General features: G+C 49.5%; 18 protein-coding genes and 1 other annotated feature. Of the genes, 7 read left to right on the forward strand and 11 right to left on the reverse strand.

Going from position 1 to position 17,826, the window contains the following annotated elements; all coding sequences use genetic code 11:
- Both AC5LIL_RS10080 and AC5LIL_RS10085 read right to left on the reverse strand, forming a co-directional pair.
- The gene (locus tag AC5LIL_RS10080) at window positions 1-285 is read right to left on the reverse strand and encodes a hypothetical protein (protein ID WP_499824028.1); all 285 of its coding nucleotides are present in this window, start codon (window positions 283-285) and stop codon (window positions 1-3) included.
- Entirely contained in the window at window positions 282-1,493 is a 1,212-nt protein-coding gene (locus AC5LIL_RS10085; protein ID WP_499824029.1) for a G5 domain-containing protein, read from the reverse strand. Before AC5LIL_RS10085 ends, AC5LIL_RS10080 begins: the two co-directional genes overlap by 4 nt.
- Before the next feature lie 158 nt (window positions 1,494-1,651).
- Between AC5LIL_RS10085 and AC5LIL_RS10090 the strand changes: the two genes are divergently transcribed.
- The 3 genes from AC5LIL_RS10090 to AC5LIL_RS10100 are packed head-to-tail and all read left to right on the forward strand — an operon-like array spanning window position 1,652 to window position 4,260.
- Window positions 1,652-2,101: a prepilin-type N-terminal cleavage/methylation domain-containing protein gene (locus AC5LIL_RS10090; RefSeq protein WP_499824030.1), complete on the forward strand. Its 450-nt coding sequence runs from the start codon at window positions 1,652-1,654 to the stop codon at window positions 2,099-2,101.
- Window positions 2,043-2,603, forward strand: a complete 561-nt coding sequence (locus AC5LIL_RS10095; RefSeq protein WP_499824031.1) for a PilW family protein — start codon at window positions 2,043-2,045, stop codon at window positions 2,601-2,603. Before AC5LIL_RS10090 ends, AC5LIL_RS10095 begins: the two co-directional genes overlap by 59 nt.
- A gap of 16 nt (window positions 2,604-2,619) precedes the next feature.
- A complete protein-coding gene (locus AC5LIL_RS10100) occupies window positions 2,620-4,260 on the forward strand; it encodes a hypothetical protein (protein ID WP_499824032.1) in 1,641 nt (546 codons plus the stop codon).
- 46 nt (window positions 4,261-4,306) lie between these two features.
- Here AC5LIL_RS10100 and AC5LIL_RS10105 read toward each other — a convergent pair whose 3' ends face one another.
- Together AC5LIL_RS10105 and AC5LIL_RS10110 are read right to left on the reverse strand one after the other, a co-directional pair.
- A complete protein-coding gene (locus AC5LIL_RS10105) occupies window positions 4,307-5,827 on the reverse strand; it encodes a hypothetical protein (RefSeq protein WP_499824033.1) in 1,521 nt (506 codons plus the stop codon).
- Window positions 5,828-5,901: 74 nt separating this feature from the next.
- Window positions 5,902-7,116: a bifunctional folylpolyglutamate synthase/dihydrofolate synthase gene (locus AC5LIL_RS10110; RefSeq protein ID WP_499824035.1), complete on the reverse strand. Its 1,215-nt coding sequence runs from the start codon at window positions 7,114-7,116 to the stop codon at window positions 5,902-5,904.
- Window positions 7,117-7,225: 109 nt separating this feature from the next.
- Here AC5LIL_RS10110 and AC5LIL_RS10115 point away from each other — a divergent pair, with 109 nt between their 5' ends.
- The 4 genes from AC5LIL_RS10115 (at window position 7,226) to AC5LIL_RS10130 (ending at window position 9,289) form a co-directional block, all read left to right on the forward strand.
- Window positions 7,226-8,662: a protein adenylyltransferase SelO gene (locus tag AC5LIL_RS10115; protein ID WP_499824036.1), complete on the forward strand. Its 1,437-nt coding sequence runs from the start codon at window positions 7,226-7,228 to the stop codon at window positions 8,660-8,662.
- Window positions 8,663-8,751: 89 nt separating this feature from the next.
- Window positions 8,752-8,928 carry a hypothetical protein gene (locus AC5LIL_RS10120; RefSeq protein ID WP_158024788.1) on the forward strand — a complete coding sequence of 59 codons (177 nt, stop codon included), beginning with the start codon at window positions 8,752-8,754 and terminating at the stop codon, window positions 8,926-8,928.
- Window positions 8,925-9,116, forward strand: coding sequence for a hypothetical protein (locus AC5LIL_RS10125; RefSeq protein WP_499824037.1), 192 nt, complete (start codon window positions 8,925-8,927; stop codon window positions 9,114-9,116). Before AC5LIL_RS10120 ends, AC5LIL_RS10125 begins: the two co-directional genes overlap by 4 nt.
- The gene (locus AC5LIL_RS10130) at window positions 9,113-9,289 is read left to right on the forward strand and encodes a hypothetical protein (RefSeq protein WP_499824038.1); all 177 of its coding nucleotides are present in this window, start codon (window positions 9,113-9,115) and stop codon (window positions 9,287-9,289) included. Before AC5LIL_RS10125 ends, AC5LIL_RS10130 begins: the two co-directional genes overlap by 4 nt.
- 16 nt (window positions 9,290-9,305) lie before the next feature.
- On the opposite strand, the gene AC5LIL_RS10135 is transcribed toward AC5LIL_RS10130, so the two are convergent.
- The 7 genes from AC5LIL_RS10135 to hemC form a co-directional block, all read right to left on the reverse strand.
- Complete coding sequence (locus AC5LIL_RS10135; protein WP_499824039.1) at window positions 9,306-10,061, reverse strand: hypothetical protein; 756 nt, start codon at window positions 10,059-10,061, stop codon at window positions 9,306-9,308.
- A 71-nt stretch (window positions 10,062-10,132) separates the two neighbouring features.
- Window positions 10,133-10,882, reverse strand: a complete 750-nt coding sequence (locus AC5LIL_RS10140; RefSeq protein ID WP_499824040.1) for a hypothetical protein — start codon at window positions 10,880-10,882, stop codon at window positions 10,133-10,135.
- Window positions 10,883-10,976: 94 nt separating this feature from the next.
- Entirely contained in the window at window positions 10,977-13,628 is a 2,652-nt protein-coding gene (locus tag AC5LIL_RS10145; protein WP_214760515.1) for a valine--tRNA ligase, read from the reverse strand.
- A gap of 57 nt (window positions 13,629-13,685) precedes the next feature.
- Window positions 13,686-13,908, reverse strand: a binding site (T-box leader).
- A gap of 47 nt (window positions 13,909-13,955) precedes the next feature.
- A complete protein-coding gene (gene hemL / locus AC5LIL_RS10150) occupies window positions 13,956-15,260 on the reverse strand; it encodes a glutamate-1-semialdehyde 2,1-aminomutase (protein ID WP_339962430.1) in 1,305 nt (434 codons plus the stop codon).
- Window positions 15,257-16,237 carry a porphobilinogen synthase gene (gene hemB / locus AC5LIL_RS10155; RefSeq protein ID WP_499824041.1) on the reverse strand — a complete coding sequence of 327 codons (981 nt, stop codon included), beginning with the start codon at window positions 16,235-16,237 and terminating at the stop codon, window positions 15,257-15,259. Before hemB ends, hemL begins: the two co-directional genes overlap by 4 nt.
- On the reverse strand, window positions 16,234-16,920 hold the full coding sequence (locus AC5LIL_RS10160) for a uroporphyrinogen-III synthase (RefSeq protein WP_499824043.1): 687 nt from the start codon (window positions 16,918-16,920) through the stop codon (window positions 16,234-16,236). The genes hemB and AC5LIL_RS10160 overlap by 4 nt, the downstream gene beginning before the upstream one ends.
- Window positions 16,892-17,809 (reverse strand): hydroxymethylbilane synthase, encoded by a 918-nt coding sequence (gene hemC, locus AC5LIL_RS10165; protein ID WP_499824044.1) that lies wholly within the window; start codon window positions 17,807-17,809, stop codon window positions 16,892-16,894. The genes AC5LIL_RS10160 and hemC overlap by 29 nt, the downstream gene beginning before the upstream one ends.
- Window positions 17,810-17,826: the final 17 nt, after the last annotated feature.

The following is a 17,826-nucleotide window of genomic DNA, read 5'->3' on the forward strand; positions in this document are numbered from 1 at the left end:
TCACTTCACCATCCTCTGAGGAGCCTCCTCTTGCTCGACTTCCCTCTCTTCGACGAAAGTACTGGCCGTCACTCCACCAATCAATATGACAAGGAGTAGGAACCACGCCCACCATGCTTGCGTCAACGACTCCGTCACCATGTAGTAAATTCCTGCTGAAAGAAGTGCTGTCCAGACACTGATGAGTAATTTCGTTTCACGCTTCTTCATCGATGGGACAGACAAGGCGAATAACGTCAATGTGGCCAATACCCAAAAACCAAGTAAAATCATATAACCAATCATCCGACTGCCTCCTGATCTGCAGGGTCTTCTTCAAATACGGGCGGTTCTTCAAAGTCGTCATTTAGTTCATCGTCAAAAGTCGGGTCTTCTTCCACCTCTTCATCCGGGAATGTTGGAATGACCGGTTCGACCGGTTCAGGTGGCGGAAGTGGGACCGAGCTCTTCGTCACGATTTCCGGTGTCGGGGCATAAAAATCAAATCCGAGCAACTCCATCGTTTCTCCTTCTTCCGTCACTTTGACGCGATACAACTTACCTGACTGGCCAGATTGTCCAGATTGTGTGACTGATGAGCTGCCTGCCGGAAGTGACGAAGAGAAACGGACGACTTTTTGATAAGGAACCGACGTCACTTCTTCCACTCGCGCCTCGTAAGCCGATTCAAACGGTTGACCGAGTAATTGGACGGTCACCGCATTCCCTTCATTCAAAACGAGAATGGCGTATGATGACTTCTCACGGTTTTGCACCGCAAAGTTCGAGCGGGCGTCCACTTTCGTGTCATATCCAAGTTCGACACCAGACGGAAGCGTCTCATGCGGCACACGTTCAAGAATGGCGAACGGCGTGGCAGCGAACATGCGATAAAACGAAGAGCCAAGTGTCGTGAGCGCCTCAAAGTCTTCCCCGAACGATTTGAGACTAAAGATATCACCTGCTGCCATCTCGAATCCGTTCATTCGGTCGAGCGCCGACTGCATCGCCGGAGTCGGGCTCACGGTAAATGAAGCAACGACTTCACTCTCTGCCGCGACTTGTTCCAATGCGACCGTTGACTCAAGCATCGATGCCGCTTCCATCAAGGCCGGGGCAATCATCGTCATCGTCACAGGTTGACCTTCGAGATAAGGTTCGACTTTTGACTCATCGATTGCGGTCAACAATGGGTATTCACCGTCATCCGGGATGGCATCGAGCGTGTTCGGTACGTCAAACGTCACGACTTCTTTTCCGATTTCAATGACGGTCCCGTCCATCAGATTGACCGAAAACGGCATCGTGTTGAAATCTTTGATGGCGTTATCGAGACGAACGTCAGCCTCTTCCTTCGTCATTCCCGAAACATCGACGCCCGCGACTATTGTTTCTGTATATGTAGTGCTTGATTCGGCGGACGCATCTAAGTAATTGACGAGTCCGATGGTCGGCAACGTCACGAGTGCAACGAGTCCGATCAGAATGAAAAGATGCATCCCATACCGCTTCATGTAAAAATCCCCCTATGTTTCATCTGTCTACTATTCTATGTATCCGTTCAGTGTGTAACTTTAGTATAATATGTATTGTACAAAAAATAACAATTTATTCATTATTCCATACGTTATTTACCGATTGTTTTACTTTTTTTGAATAGGAGGTCAACGTTTTGTCGCATAACCAAAAAGGGTTTACGCTCGTTGAAGTACTCGTCTCCATTATCGTCGTTTCTATCTTGGCAGGAGCCATGATGAGTATCTTCTCGCAAAGTCTTCAAATTACCTCTTCTGATTTAGATCGAACGGTTGCAAATCAAATTGCACAAAGCACGTTACATACGATTGAACGCAGAGCGAAGGAGTCTGACACTTCATTTTCTCTTGATGCGTTGAAAACAGATGTGAATGGAACTTGTGATTTATGTTCGACCACAATAAATGGTCGCGATTATTCGATTGACATTGATTCCGTTCAAACTTCTTCGAACGTTATGGACGTGACCATCATCGTTGATTCCGATACGTTACTCCAACCAATCACGCTGAAAGGAGTCGTGACCGATGCGAGCCTCCATGAAAAGTTCCCTGAAACGAGCAATCCAGAAGCTACAACGCCCTGAAGAAGGTGTCACACTTGTTGAGTTGTTGTTGGCGCTCGTTATTTCCACCATCTTCGCCGGAATTATCATCACGGTATTTTTATCTGGGACGCTCGGCTTTCGTTTGACGAATGATTCTAGTTCTCTTCGAGCAGAAGCGGACTATTTGATTGCTTCGGTCATGCAGGACTTGAACCAAACAAAATTTGATGCGATGACTGAACGTAATGGGGTCTATACGTTTCACGTCTTAAATGACCCGAAAGTATCGGCGAATGGGATTTTGTATCGTGAAAGCGGCTATCTCGATACCGGCAAAACATTATCCGCTGCTTCCTTCTCTTCTTCTACGAATGATGTCGTACTCCAATCGATGGACATTTCGATTGTTGACGGTGCCGTCGAAGCGAGAGTCAATCAGCCATCCTACTATAAGTCTGGCTTGATTGAACTGACAATCACACTATCTCCAGCCAATGATCCATCTGAGACGAAGACATTCAAGAGTGCCATCCCATTCTGAAAAGGAGTTTGTACCTATGAAGCAAGATGAACGAGGTTACGTCCTCATTCTTGTCCTCGTGACCATGGCGGCATTAGCCGTCTTGTCACTTGCTGCCATCCAAGTCAACTTAGCGACAAATAAACAGACCATCATTCGCGTTGACGAGACACAACTCGATGCCGACGTCAAAAGTACGTTAAATCTTCTAGTTGCTGATTTAAAGACAACATTTCCGATTCACGATGAAGCAGATGTACCTAATTACATGAAATCGGAGCAAGCCTTTCAAGACGAAATAAATTCGTTACTCGTGAGTAATCAATCATATACCGGAAACCAATTGTCCGGAGATAACGATGTCGTCTATTCGATTGAACGCTCTACTGCAGATCGAACCGATGCCCCATTCACAACTGTCCTCACACTGACAGCAACGGGCACGACAGTCCCAAAAGCCGAGCAACCAATACAAACGGCTACGTACACACAAGAAGTATATGTGACCGCCCTGCCATCTTTTTTGTATTACGTACTCGGGTCTGACGAGCAGCTGACAGTCAATGGTCCACCTAAAATCACAGGAAACATCTTTGTCGGAAATAGTGATGCTTCGACGAATGAATTAAACGTTCAACGAACTGCATTCTACCAACTAGGTTCAACAAAGAAATCACTTGAAAATAGTTCGACAAGTCGATTTTATTTGGACGGAAAAATCGATTTAGCACCTGGAGCGACTTGTGATGGTTGCGAGTTAAACGAATATTTCACGAGTGACACGACACCGATTGCAGGAGAAAAACCAAAGATTGGCGAGATTGATTCATCCTTCTCACCATTCAATTTCGACTATTCGATTATTCAATACGTCAATCGCTTCCAATCTGCTACGAAACTAAGCTACGAAGATGCGCCTGCCACTTCCATTTTTAATAGCGGACGGATACCAGCAATCTCAAGTCCTCCTTACTTGGAGCAGCCCAACCTCGGATTGACGGAATATATCGACAAACAGCAGATTGATGCGATTGATTCTCTTAAAATCATCACATCACCCGTCGCCGCTTCTACCATTATTAGTGAATCGGTCGCGAGCTCTAACGTGCCGCTCTTATTCGATGGGGACGTCATCATCGAAGCGATACGTCCAATCACAATTAGTCGCCCACTTATTGTGAATGGAAACCTTACGATTCGAGGAAATGTCGCGTTCAATACGACTGTATACGCCCTGAAAGATGCCTTTATCGACCGTGCTTCCATCACAGGGGTCAGCCAATCCCAAAATAGCTCTCTCGTTCTGTTAGCGAAAGGAAAAGTGCTGTTAAATCGAATCAATGAATTTGAAGATGCGACGACACCGCTCCAAGCATTTTTATACAGTGACTCAGAGGAGAAGAGTAAACTGTACGCAGTTGGCTCAATCATCAATATAAAAGGTGGTCTTTATAGTCGTGGTCCACTAGAAATCAATACGTTCCGGGGGACGTTCCGCCCACTACCAGCCCAAAGTGCAAAAGAGGCCCAGTTTGCACCAGGTAACCGGACCCAGACCGATGATATCGAAAAATCACGCCTGATCATGACGTATAACGAAGGCGTGTTTGAACAAATCAATACGTTACCTGTTTCCAACCAACTTCAACTGTTTACCGCACGTCCTGTCAAACAATGAACATAAAAAAAGAAGCCGACATCAAATCGGCTTCTTTTTCGTATACTTAGTAAAAATCACCAGCTGGTGTATCGATACCAGGGTTTGGATCTGTCCCGTCTTTCACTTGAACGTAGAAATATTGAGAAATGGGCTCGGGGCCCCCACCATTCGGGAATGAGGCGCTGACATCTTGTGTAACAAGTCCCACTTTCGCAAGTCCTGGTTTCAACAGTTTGAGTTCCCCCTGTTCGATTCTTAGCACATCTGTCCCTTCCAATACCGTCAATCCATAGCCCGTAACGTTCGCTGTATCCGGATAGAAAGTGATTTGTTTCCCATACGAATATGGACTGTCGCTCATGTACAGGATGACGTTCGGCGTTGAAATCAACTGCGGGTATTCTTTGACGTCGATCAATGTTCGTTTCGATTGTCCTGGATAATCTGTAAGTTCACCTAGTATTGTCACGCCACCCTGACTCCCGTGTTCGGCACGAACCGTTGCAACGTTCACGCCAGTTTCAGAGACAGACAACGCAGTGGATGAGGACGTCCAGTCTACCCCTAATGGTCCACTCAATTTAGACCCGTCTAATTTCTTCTGGTCTAAGGTAATGGTCACAGATTGTTTGATGAGGGTACCTTCTGCATCTTGATATACCCATAGTTCGTTCGGTTTCGGATTCAATGCGAGATCCGGCAACTTCACCATCACTTTTAAATCATTTGACTTCACGACATAACCATTCGGATACGTATATGTCGCTCGAATTGTCGTCTCCCCTACTATTTTAGGAAAAATCGATACCGTTGTTCCGTTTGACTTCAGTCCGACAATCCCATCGTTGTCGCTTTCCCATCTCACCTTAGAAGAATCGATGGTACCCGTAGCGTCTACGTTCGTACTAGCATCTTCTCCTACATACAACGTCAACGTATTCGGAACGGTCAAAGTCGTTCCTTTTACTGTAACGGTTTTAGATGATAGTGTCCCTGGACTGCCATTTATGTCACGATCATGCTTCGTTGTACCTTGTCCAGAATGCTCCGCATAAAAGGTATACGCAAACTTACCAGAATTAAATGTAAATGTTCCAGGTGTTGTCGCGGTTAAAGGAATGGAGAATTCAGAAATCAGTGAGTTTTTATTCAGTACTTTGTTACATTTATTATCATTCTTCCCCTTCTCCTTCATACATTCTAGCGAAAACTTTCCTGTTAACTCTCGCGTCTCTTTATTGAAAGCAAAACCTTCAGGTAAGTCTTTATTATCAGGTACCGTAAACTCCTTAGGAATCTTCTCCACAATTTCCGCATTCCATTTGATTAGTTCATAGGAATTTAGACTAGGACGGCCTTTCACTTCATTTAGAATTTTTTGGGGGTCAAAGGTATACGTCAACGTAAAGATTGATTGCACCCAATCTTCGTCTGGAGATATCGTTCGAATGACTTCACCATTAACTGGTGTCGTGATCGGATAATCGCTATCTTTCTTAGCAAACGTTGAGGAGTAAATAGAAAGGATGAATACTGTCGCAATCAATATGATCAGGCCGTACTTGGATCTCGGATGCTTGAACATGGAAAGTCCTCCAGTCGGTTTGTCGTCACACTTCTTCAGTTAATTCATACCCTTTCCAATCCCATTTAACAAGTTCATTTTTTCAAACTTTGGAAATGAGTTCTTACTTCACTAATGAAATAAAGAGACCCGGTCACAATCAACGTCTTACTCGTCGGCGCTTCCATCCAATCGTTTAGCCATTCTTTCCATTCAACGAAGCGTGCTCCATCTTTTATAAGCTGCTCTTTCGTTCTCGCACGTGGAAAATCAAACGTCGTCTCGTACACGTCGCCAATCTCTTGAAGCGCGTGAATCATCGTGTCACGGTCCTTGTCCGCTAAAATCGCTGTCAGCACGGTCACGTCTGTCTCTTGTTTGGCTTGCACAACCAATGCCTCGATGCCTTCCTGGTTATGTGCCCCATCCAAGATCACACGTGGTCGTTTGGAGACGAGTTCATATCGCCCCGGATGTTGTGCCCGCTCAAGACCAGAACGAATTGCCTTTTCCGTCCAACCGAGATGACGCGCTACGGCAACGGCACATGACCCGTTATAAGCTTGATGATGTCCCGTCAATCCGAGCACGACAGGCGGCATCCCTTCATACGTCACAATCGTCTCAGCCCCGTCCTCGATTTCTGTCACAAGTGTTCGTACATCATGAATCGAAGCGCCCACGTCTTCTCCTTTTTGAAGCAACAGTTCAATCAACTTTTCCTCACCGACACTATGGAACATCGGCACGTCATACTTCATGATGCCGTATTTCTCCATCGCAATCTCTTCAAGCGTATCCCCGAGAATCCCTTGATGGTCATGTCCAATCGACGTCACGATGGTCGCAAGTGGATGTGTCAACACGTTCGTCGAGTCGAGTCGTCCCCCGAGACCGACTTCCCAAATGATCACATCCGGACGCGTGTCATCAAAATAGCACCATGCCATCATCGTCAAGAGTTCAAACTCCGTCAACGTCTCTGGCGCCTCGTCCGCACACGCTTTGACACGGTTCGCCACGTCGACGAGCGCGTCTTCTTGAATCGGTTCCCCGTTCAACATAATCCGTTCCTCGAACTGAATGATATAAGGCGACGTGAACGTTCCGACGGATAATCCATTCTCCATCGCCATTGCCCGTAAAAAGGCCACGGTCGATCCTTTTCCGTTTGTCCCTGCCACATGAATGGATGGACGTTCTTCTAACCCTAGTTGCTCAATCATCCAGTTCATCCGCTCAAGACCCGGTTTGATCCCGAAGCGAAGCTGTCCACTCAACCAATCGAATACATCTTGTCTCGTCTTCATCTTCCACACTCCTACTGTTTACACTTCTGTTTCATCTTATCAAAATTCACGACAGCCGTTATGGAAAACAGTCTGTGCTATACTCGAAGCGAAGAAGGAGGCATGCGCCATGACAACTGACTGGAACTTCGAGGCGACGTACCTCGAACTACGTGACATCTTTTACGACCGTGGACCCATCCATCCGGTCGACAATCCAACACTTGTCTTGTTTAACGATCCATTAGCCGCGTCGCTCGGGCTTGATGCACAAACACTCAAACAAGACATCGATTTACTTGCAGGCAATCGTCAAACCGAGACGTCGTTCTCGCAAGCCTACGCCGGACATCAATTCGGCAACTTGACGATGCTCGGAGACGGACGGGCCCTCATGCTAGGGGAGCACGTGACTCAAGACGGGAAACGTGTCGATGTGCAACTCAAAGGCTCTGGACCGACGGAGTACTCTAGAGGTGGCGACGGACGAGCCGCCCTCGGGCCGATGGTACGGGAATTTATTATCAGCGAGGCGATGCATGCACTCGGCATCCCAACGAACCGGGCACTCGCCGTCGTGCAGACCGGGGAAGCCATCATGCGTCAAGGTCCAAAACATGGAGCCATCCTGACCCGGGTCGCCTCGAGTCACTTGCGTGTCGGGACGTTCCAATTCGCGGCAGGTGCCGGCTCCATCGATGACGTCATCGCGCTCGCGGAATTTGCAATCAAACGTCACGACCCAGACCTCATCGATGCACCCGATCGCTACGAACAGTTTCTCGGACGCGTCGTCGAAAGACAGGCGAGACTCATCGCTAACTGGCAACTCGTCGGGTTCATTCACGGGGTGATGAATACGGACAATATGTTCATCAGTGGAGAAGGTCTCGATTACGGACCGTGCGCATTTATGGATACTTATCATCCGGAGACGGTCTTCAGTTCGATCGACCGGGAAGGACGATACGCCTACGGAAATCAACCGTACATCGGGTCTTGGAACCTTGCCCGACTCGCAGAGACATTGCTGCCGCTCCTTGGGGAGACGAAAGAAGAAGCAGTCGATGTGGCAAACAAACAGCTCACACGCTATACGGAGTTGTATAAAGAAGCCTACTTTACCGGACTCGCGCACAAGATCGGCGTATACGTCCGAAAAGACGGTGACGATGCACTAACCGATGAACTGCTCCGCTTGATGATGGAGACAGAGGCAGATTATACGAATACGTTCCGTTCGTTGACGCTCGGTGAAATCGATTCGCTTTCATTCGCAACTCGGGAAGATGGGAAGGCGTGGCTTGACGCTTGGCAAAAACGCCTAAGCGAACAAGGTCTACCAGACGAGGACGTAAGTCGAATCATGTGCCAATACAACCCGGCCGTCATTCCTCGAAATCATCATGTCGAAAAAGCGATTCAAGCAGCAGAACGAGGCGATTTCGGACCGACCGAGGCGCTACTCACGATTTTACTTGACCCTTATAACTACGACCAACCGTCTGAATACGTATCAGCAGGTCCACCGTGGACGTATCCGTACCAAACGTTTTGTGGCACATGAACCATTTCGCATTCGCGAGATGGTTTTTTTGAATCATTTTCCAATCTTCAAACGTAAGATAAGGTATTACAAAATGGAGGTACTTATATATGCGCTTACTCACCTCACTCGTCTCATTAGGATTTGCCTGTTTACTCGCACTCGAACTCTGGCAAGCCCCATACTTAAGCAATATCGTTTGGGCGATGCCCGTCTTTTTCTTGAGTGTGTCGTTCGTCCAGTACATGAAACATCTCAATGAGTCGGAATGGAGTGACACAAAATGAAAAAACTGATTCCATTGATCCTCATTACCGCTTCAGCATCTTATGTAGTGTATAGTCTATATCTAACTTTAGTCGGTCAACCGATTCAGCCACAGTTGACTGGTGTGGCGATTGGTCTTCTTTTTACATCTTCATACTACATCACAACAGGCCGTGTGCCGTTTTGGAGTGAAGAGGAAGAGGCATGAAACGCATCTATATCGCTCTCCTGGTTATTGGTGCGGCTCTATATTCCACGTATATCGTTCACCTGTTTCGAATCGGTTTCACGACCCCACTGTTTACTCAACTCCCGATGCTATTAGGTATTGGAGTCATCGTCTGGTGGCTCATTCAAACAAGACCCGAACGTCGCTCTTGACGCTCGGGTCTTGTTGTTATTCTGAATCATGAAAAGGAAACGACACAGATGAAGGTTCCGGTAGAGAATCAGCTAGCTTCAACAACTCCTCTTCCGAGATATTTCCCGTTACGATGATCAGCTTACCTTGAGATAAGTAATATAAGCCGCTCCCGTATGCTTGCTCCAGTAGGTATGGTTTTGGCTGATCCGACATCTCCCCTTCGATTTCAGTGAAATCGTCCGTCTCAATGATACTGATGAGGCGTGTCTCATCGTATAACGTCCAAAGCTTCACCGGCCAATCGTTAACTGAATAGTCAGAGCTGATGACTTCCATCTCTTTGACTGGAAGATTTAATCCCTGAGTAGACGCACTGGACGTATCGGGTACCCCGAAGCGTTGCATCCCGCGTTGCGCCCATCCCTTCTTTTCATCATGAATGAATACGCCAAACGGGTTTTCACGGTCAGGGACGGTCATCGCAACTAAACCGATTCCTCCGACCATCGTCTCCGTTAAAATGTGATCCTTCGACAACTGTTTTGTTGAGCCATCTTCATATTGAAGGGTGATTTGTGCCACGACCGCGTCAGAGACCTTTTCTGTCCCTAGTGGTACTTCGGCAATCATCGTCCCTGTCACTTCTGCGTCGGGAAATTGTGATTCATCGATTCCTTCCACTTGCTCTACTTTTTTCACCTCAACCGTCTCCACAGACTTCGTCTCTTTTGGTGCCATACACCCCGCTAGCCCCAACACAAGAACACAGATTACCCCGATTCGCTTCATCTCATACCCCCATTTCCATGATTCCTAATGTTTAGCACCAATCCAAAATCTCTTTTGTACATAAAGAATCTTTATTCTGATTCATCGAAAGGAAACGACACAGATGAAGGTTCCGGTAAAGAATCAGCTAGTGTCAACAGCTCTTCTTCAGAGATGTTTCCTGTCACGAGAATCAGTTTGTCTCGACTGATGAAGTAGATTCCATTGCCGCTCGGCTGGTTCAATCGATCATACTCCACTCCATCTGCATGACGATTGATTCGCTCACCGTCTCCCACACTGAATGCATCGGTCATCAAAATGGTGACTAGTTGCGTCTCATCATATAACGTCCACAGTTTTACAGGTCGTTCCACGTCATCGATTTCACTATCGATTGTATACATCAAATCTTGTGGGAGCGCCAAGTCGTGACGTCTTTTATCAGAAGCGTCAGTAATCCCAAAATGCTTCATCCCGTGCATGACCCATTCCTTGTCACGTGAATAGTGATATACCCCGAAGGAAGGTGTTTGGTTCGGATGACCAATCGCGATCAATCCGATGTCTCCGACTGTCGTCTCATAGATGACATCGTTTTTAGAAAGGTGTCCTTCTGACCCGTCCTTGTATTGAAGTGTAATTTGCTGAACCACCGCATCTGATAGCGATTCGGTGCCTTTTGGTACATCTTCAACTAGCGTACCTACCCATTCAGGCGAGGTGGTCACTTCAATCGTCTCAACTTCATCTCTGTCTTTCTTTATAGACTTCGTCTCTTCTGATGTCGTACATCCAGTCAGCCCCAACACAAGAACACACATTAACCCGATTCGTTTCATCTTGTATCCCCTTTTCTACATCTACCTCTCCAAATTCTACCAAAACACAAAAAAACCTTCTTCAGAGAATTCATCTCCAAAGAAGGTCCATGTCTTATTTACGCAACTCTTCTAAACGGGCGCGGACCGCGTCACGCTTGTCGAGGTAATCTTTTTCTTTTGCTTTCTCTTCGTCGATGACGTGAGCCGGTGCCTTGGCGATGAAGCCTTGGTTTCCGAGTTTCTTCTGTACGCGCTCGACTTCTTTCTCATACTTCGCCACTTCTTTTTCAAGACGCGCGATTTCTTCTTCGAAATTGATGAGGTCTGCGAGCGGGATGAAGAGCTCCGCTCCTGTCATGATCGCTGACATCGACTTGTCCGGAGCCGTGAGGCCACGTCCGATTTCAAGCTCTGTCGCATTCGTGAACTTGCCGATCGTCATTTCGTTCGCGCTCAAGTAACCTTGTGTCGCATCGTCGCTTGTCGAGATGAAGAGCTGGATTGGTTTCGACATCGGTGCGTTCACTTCGGCACGGATGTTACGAACCGAGCGGATGACGTTCATCACAGCTTCAAACGCTGGAACCGAATCTGCGAAGTGAAGGTCGTCACGACGCGTCGGGTAACTTGCACGAACGATTGAATCACCTTCGTGCGGCAAGTGCTGCCAAATTTCCTCTGTGAGGAACGGCATGAACGGATGCATGAGACGCATGATTGAATCAAGCGTGTGCGCGAGGACCGAACGTGTCGTGTGCTTCGCCGCTTCGTCTTCACCGTAGAGCGTGAGTTTCGCCATCTCGATGTACCAGTTACAGAACTCTTCCCAGATGAAGTTGTACAAGTAGCGACCTGCTTCACCGAACTCGTACTTGTCGACGAGGCGTGTCACTTGGTCGATCGTATCGTTCAAGCGTGTCAAGATCCACTTGTCAGCAAGCGTCTTCTCGCCCGTGAGGTCGATCTCTTCCACTTTGAGTCCATCCATGTTCATGAGAGCGAAACGGCTCGCGTTCCAAATCTTGTTCGAGAAGTTCCATGTCGACTCGATCTTCTCCCAATAGAAACGAAGGTCGTTCCCTGGTGTCGAACCTGTGAGGAGGAACCAACGGAGTGAATCCGCTCCGTACTGGTCGATGACTTCCATCGGGTCAACGCCGTTACCGAGTGACTTCGACATCTTGCGTCCTTCCGAGTCACGGATGAGACCGTGGATGAGAACATCGTTGAACGGTTGTTTCCCTGTGAACTCGAGTGATTGGAAGATCATGCGTGATACCCAGAAGAAGATGATGTCGTATCCCGTAACGAGCGCGCTCGTCGGGAAGTAACGGTTGAAGTCCGGTGCGTCCGTATCCGGCCAGCCCATCGTTGAGAACGGCCAAAGCGCTGACGAGAACCATGTGTCGAGGACGTCCTCGTCTTGTGTCCAGTTCTCACTGTCCGCTGGCGCTTCTTTTCCTACATACACTTCGCCTGTCTCGTTATGGTACCAAGCTGGGATGCGGTGGCCCCACCAAAGTTGACGGCTGATACACCAGTCGCGGATGTTCTCCATCCAACGGAGGTACGTGCCTTCGAAGCGTTCTGGGACGAAGTTGACTTTCGTGTCGTCGTTTCCTTGTGCCTCGAGTGCCGCTTTTGAGAGTGGCTCCATGTCAACGAACCATTGTTTCGAAAGGTATGGTTCGATGACTGCGCCTGAACGCTCTGAGTGACCGACCGAGTGCGTGTGCGGTTCAATCTTCACGAGTGTGCCGTCAGCCTCTAAGTCTTTGACGAGTTGCTTGCGGCACTCGAAGCGGTCGAGCCCTTCGTACTTGCCAGCGTTCTCGTTCATCTTCCCGCCTTCGTCCATGACGAGGATACGTGGAAGTTCGTGACGGTTTCCGATTTCAAAGTCATTCGGGTCGTGGGCAGGCGTGATCTTCACGCAACCTGTACCGAACTCCATGTCGACGTAGTCGTCCGCAACGATCGGAATCTCACGGTTCATGACCGGAAGCATGATCGTCTTGCCGATGAGGTGTGTGTAACGCTCATCTTTCGGGTTGACGGCAACCGCCGTATCCCCGAGCATCGTCTCTGGACGTGTCGTCGCGATCTCGATGTGACCTGAGCCGTCAGCGAGTGGATACTTCATGTGATAGAACGCACCCTCGACTTCTTGGTAAATAACCTCGATATCCGAAACGGCCGTCTTTTGAGCCGGGTCCCAGTTGACGATATATTCGCCACGGTAGATCAAGCCTTTCTCATACAAGCGAACGAATACTTCTTGAACGGCTTTTGAGAGCCCTTCGTCGAGTGTGAAGCGTTCACGTGAATAGTCGAGGCCGAGACCGAGCTTAGACCATTGGTCGCGAATCGTCTTCGCGTACTCGTCTTTCCATTCCCACGTCTTCTCGAGGAACTTCTCACGTCCGAGGTCGTAACGCATGACGCCTTCTTCACGGAGTTTTTGTTCAACTTTCGCCTGTGTCGCGATGCCGGCATGGTCCATTCCCGGGAGCCAGAGCACGTCATAGCCTTGCATGCGCTTGAGACGCGTCAACAAATCTTGGAGCGTCGTGTCCCAAGCGTGACCGAGGTGAAGTTTCCCCGTAACGTTCGGTGGTGGGATGACGATCGTGTACGGTTGTTTCGAATCGTCCTCATCTGCTTTAAATACATCATTCTCTAACCAGTAGTCGTACCATTTTGACTCCGTCGCACTTGGGTCGTACTTCGTCGGCATGGTAATTTCATTTGTTTCATGGGCCATGTGTGGCGCCTCCTCTATATCTTAATGAACACAAAAACGGCTTCTCTCGTCCTATACGCTAAGGACGAAAGAAGCCGTGATCTTCCGCGGTACCACCTTAGTTCGCCAACAAGTGGCGCACTCAAAATCGAATAACGGTCGATGGACCGAACTTTCTTACTCCATTCAGAAAGTCAGCTCCGAGGCGACTTCCGCGTCCATCCCTCGCAACCTTTCACCAAGCGGTCGCGTCTCTAAAAAGGAATGGATGATGCGTACTACTCCTCATCAAAGCAATTCATCATATCTGTTAAATAATTGTAGCGACAGAAACGTCAGCAGTCAAGATTAGAGTGAAAACTCTTCTTGAAGCTCCTTGAACGTCGCTTCGACCGCTGCAATCGTCTTCTCGATATCCTCATCCGTATGCGCCGTCGAGAGGAACAATCCTTCGAACTGTGACGGTGGCAAGAATACGCCGCGCGCTGCCATCTTCTGATAGTACGAACGGAACATCTCGAGGTTCGCCGATTTCGCTTTCTCGAAGTTCGTCACTTTCTCATTCGTGAAGAAGAAACCAAACATCGAGCCGGCACGGTTCGTGTCGTGCGGGATGTTGTATTTCTCACCGGCCTGCGTGAATCCTTCCGCGAGACGGTCTGCCTTCCGCTCGAACTCCGTATAGTGCTCAGGCTTCAGTTGCGAGAGTGTCGTATAACCGGCAATCATCGCGAGTGGGTTACCTGAGAGCGTACCCGCTTGATAGATTGGACCTTGCGGCGCAATCTGTTCCATGATTTCACGTTTCCCGCCGTAAGCACCGACCGGAAGTCCACCGCCGATGACCTTACCGAGACATGTGAGGTCCGGTGTGACACCGAAGTATCCTTGTGCACAGTTGTACCCGACACGGAAGCCCGTCATGACCTCATCAAAGATGAGAAGCGCGCCATTTTGTTCCGTGATTTCACGGAGTCCTTCGAGGAATCCTGGTTGTGGTGGTACGAAGCCCATGTTTCCAGCCGCTGGTTCGACGATGACACCAGCGAGATCGTCGCCGTATTTCTCAAACGCGACGCGGACTGCGTCCAAGTCGTTGTAAGGAACGGTGAGCGTGTGGCTTGCGAGTTCTTTCGGTACACCTGGTGAGTCCGGAAGACCGAGTGTTGCGACACCCGAACCGGCTTTAATGAGAAGCGAGTCGCCGTGTCCGTGGTAGCATCCTTCGAACTTCAAGATCTTCGTCTTCCCTGTATAGCCGCGTGCGAGGCGAAGTGCTGCCATCGTCGCTTCCGTACCCGAGTTGACCATACGAACCATCTCGATTGATGGGACGCGGTCGATGACGAGTTCTGCCATCTTCGTCTCAAGCTCGGTCGGCGTTCCGAACGTCCAGCCTTTTTCAGCTTGTTCTTGGATCGCTTTCGTGACGACAGGGTCACGGTGACCGAGGATGAGTGGTCCCCATGAGAGGACGTAATCGATATACTCGTTGCCGTCGATGTCATAGACGCGTGAACCTTCACCACGTTCGGCGAAGATTGGTGTCATACCAACCGATTTGTAGGCACGGACCGGACTGTTGACACCGCCTGGCATGAGTGGGCGGGCTTGTTCGAACGCTTCTTGTGAGCGCGTTTGGTTGTATGTCATGCGTAGTCTCCTTCCAAATAGCGACAAACGTCTTTTGCGAAATACGTGACGATGAGATCGGCACCGGCACGTTTGAATCCGACCATCGTCTCCATGACGATGCGTTCTTCGTCGACCCAGTCGTTGAGTGACGCGGCTTTAATCATCGCGTACTCTCCGCTCACGTTATACGCCACAATTGGCATATCGAGTGAGTCGCGCATATCACGGATGATGTCCATGAATGCGAGAGCCGGTTTAACAATCATGAAGTCGGCACCTTGTTCGACGTCAGATTGTGACTCGCGGAACGCCTCACGACGGTTCGCCGGGTCCATCTGATAGCCTTTACGGTCGCCTTCCCCTGGAGCTGATTGGGCAGCGTCACGGAACGGTCCGTAATACGCCGACGCATATTTCACGCCATAGCTCATGATCGGGATGTGGCTAAACCCGTTTTGGTCGAGACCTTCACGGATGGCTGCAACGAATCCGTCCATCATCGAACTCGGTGCGATGATATCGGCACCCGCTTGTGCTTGCGTGATAGCTGTCTGGACGTGAAGAGGAAGCGATGCGTCGTTATCGACGTCCCCGTCCTTCACGAGGCCACAGTGACCTGTAGACGTGTATTCACACAGGCACGTATCGGCGATGACAGTGAGCTGTGGCGCCCACTCTTTTACTTTACGGATCGCTTCTTGGACGATGCCGTGGTCGTGATACGCTTCACTGCCTTCCGGGTCTTTATGTTCCGGCACTCCGAACAAGAGCACGGATCGGAGACCGAGGTCGACGATTTCTTTGATCTCTTCTTCGAGTCGGTCAAGTGAATAATTAAAGACGCCAGGCATCGAGCTGACTTCACGTTTAATGTTAGTCCCTTCAATGATGAAGAGTGGGTAAATCAAATCTTCTTTCCGAACATGATTTTCACGTACGAGGGCACGCATCGACTTCGATGAGCGAAGACGACGGTGACGGTCAAACTGGTTCATGAAAAATCCTCCCCTACACACTGTATTAATGCATCCATAGTATAACATTCTGGCACTCGTACCGGTAACGTCGACACTTGTCGGACGGCACGTGCGGTCACTTCGCCGATGGCGTACCACGTCCCATTGAAGCGGGACAAGTACGGTGTGAGCGCCTCGACGGCCGACGGGCTCAAGACGAGCAGTGCCTTCACGGTCTCGAGTTGTTGCTGTTGCGCCGGTGTCAGTGGCACTGGAATCGTCTCGTAGACGACCCAGTCCTGCACGTGAGAGAGCATCGTCATATGCGACGTGTTCGCCAAATTGCCACGTGCGAACAAGACGACCTCATCGGCGGAAACAACATCGCGTAACTGCTCAAAGAGCGCCTCACCCGTATACGTCTCCGGCATAAGCGAGACGGTAAACCCTTCCGCTTCAAGCGCCCGTTTCGTCTTCTCACCGACAGCAGCGACCTTGACATCACGCGTCAGATTTCGAAGCGCGGGCACCGCGTTTTGACTCGTGACGACGAGCCAATCGAATCGTTCCACGGGTGGTGGGACGTGCGTCTCTCTCGTCTGAATGAGCGGGACATGATGAACGGAAAGACCGCTCGCCTCGAGCAGCGCCCGTTGCGAAGCGGTCATTCGTTTCGTTCCCGTGTACCAGACGTCACTCATTGACCGAGGCGAGGATTTCACGCCCGCCACGTCCAAGCAATTCTTCTGCGACGTCCATTCCGAGTGCGACCCCGTCCGTTGACGTTTTCGTCACGCGGAGCACTTCTTTCCCGTCCACTGACGCGATGAGGCCCGTGAGCGTCACTTCGTCACCGTCGACCGTTGCGTAACCGCCGACCGGGACGTGACAGCTTCCTTCGATGGCTTTTAAGAAAGTCCGTTCCGCTGTCGCGGCTTTTGCCGTCACGTCATCATGTAACAATTGAAGCACTGCCGTTACCTCTGCATCGTCTTTACGGCTCTCGATCGCGAGTACGCCTTGTCCGACAGCAGGTACCATGACGTCCGGGTCAAGCGCTTCGAAGTCGACTCGGTCCGTCCACCCCATCCGTTCGAGCCCGGCTTTCGCGAGCAAGATGGCGTTGTATTTTTCCGAGTCCAACTTCTTAAGACGCGTGTCGATGTTTCCGCGGATCCATTGAATCTCAAGGTCAGGACGTGCCGCTAAGATCTGTGCCCCACGACGGAGTGAGCTCGTTCCGACGATTGAACCTTTCGGAAGCGTCTCGAACGTGTAGCCGTTCTCGCAGATAAGGACGTCACGTGCGTCGACACGTTTCGGCATGCAGCTGATATAGAGTTCTTCCGGAAGTTCGGCTGGAACGTCTTTCATGCTGTGGACGGCGAAGTCGATATCCCCGTCGAGCATCTGTTGTTGAATCTCTTTGACGAATAGACCTTTCCCGCCGACTTTTGACAATTGTACGTCGACGATTTGGTCCCCTTTCGTCACGATTTCTTTAATTTCGAACTCGTTTTGTGCTCCGGCTTTCTTCAATTGTTCGATGACCCATTTCGTTTGAGTCATGGCGAGTTGGGAACGGCGTGAGCCGACGATGATTTTTCGCATGTTGAGTCTCTCCTTCA

This window comes from Exiguobacterium sp. RM11, from assembly GCF_059821525.1.

Excerpts from the sequence above, each read along its gene's own strand:
- AC5LIL_RS10080 (WP_499824028.1), bottom strand. The coding sequence starts at position 285 with ATGATTGGTTATATGATTTTACTTGGTTTTTGGGTATTGGCCACATTG.
- AC5LIL_RS10085 (WP_499824029.1), bottom strand. The coding sequence starts at position 1,493 with ATGAAGCGGTATGGGATGCATCTTTTCATTCTGATCGGACTCGTTGCA.
- AC5LIL_RS10095 (WP_499824031.1), top strand. The coding sequence starts at position 2,043 with ATGCGAGCCTCCATGAAAAGTTCCCTGAAACGAGCAATCCAGAAGCTA.
- AC5LIL_RS10100 (WP_499824032.1), top strand. The coding sequence starts at position 2,620 with ATGAAGCAAGATGAACGAGGTTACGTCCTCATTCTTGTCCTCGTGACC.
- AC5LIL_RS10105 (WP_499824033.1), bottom strand. The coding sequence starts at position 5,827 with ATGTTCAAGCATCCGAGATCCAAGTACGGCCTGATCATATTGATTGCG.
- AC5LIL_RS10110 (WP_499824035.1), bottom strand. The coding sequence starts at position 7,116 with ATGAAGACGAGACAAGATGTATTCGATTGGTTGAGTGGACAGCTTCGC.
- AC5LIL_RS10115 (WP_499824036.1), top strand. The coding sequence starts at position 7,226 with ATGACAACTGACTGGAACTTCGAGGCGACGTACCTCGAACTACGTGAC.
- AC5LIL_RS10120 (WP_158024788.1), top strand. The coding sequence starts at position 8,752 with ATGCGCTTACTCACCTCACTCGTCTCATTAGGATTTGCCTGTTTACTC.
- AC5LIL_RS10125 (WP_499824037.1), top strand. The coding sequence starts at position 8,925 with ATGAAAAAACTGATTCCATTGATCCTCATTACCGCTTCAGCATCTTAT.
- AC5LIL_RS10130 (WP_499824038.1), top strand. The coding sequence starts at position 9,113 with ATGAAACGCATCTATATCGCTCTCCTGGTTATTGGTGCGGCTCTATAT.
- AC5LIL_RS10135 (WP_499824039.1), bottom strand. The coding sequence starts at position 10,061 with ATGAAGCGAATCGGGGTAATCTGTGTTCTTGTGTTGGGGCTAGCGGGG.
- AC5LIL_RS10140 (WP_499824040.1), bottom strand. The coding sequence starts at position 10,882 with ATGAAACGAATCGGGTTAATGTGTGTTCTTGTGTTGGGGCTGACTGGA.
- AC5LIL_RS10145 (WP_214760515.1), bottom strand. The coding sequence starts at position 13,628 with ATGGCCCATGAAACAAATGAAATTACCATGCCGACGAAGTACGACCCA.
- hemL (WP_339962430.1), bottom strand. The coding sequence starts at position 15,260 with ATGACATACAACCAAACGCGCTCACAAGAAGCGTTCGAACAAGCCCGC.
- hemB (WP_499824041.1), bottom strand. The coding sequence starts at position 16,237 with ATGAACCAGTTTGACCGTCACCGTCGTCTTCGCTCATCGAAGTCGATG.
- hemC (WP_499824044.1), bottom strand. The coding sequence starts at position 17,809 with ATGCGAAAAATCATCGTCGGCTCACGCCGTTCCCAACTCGCCATGACT.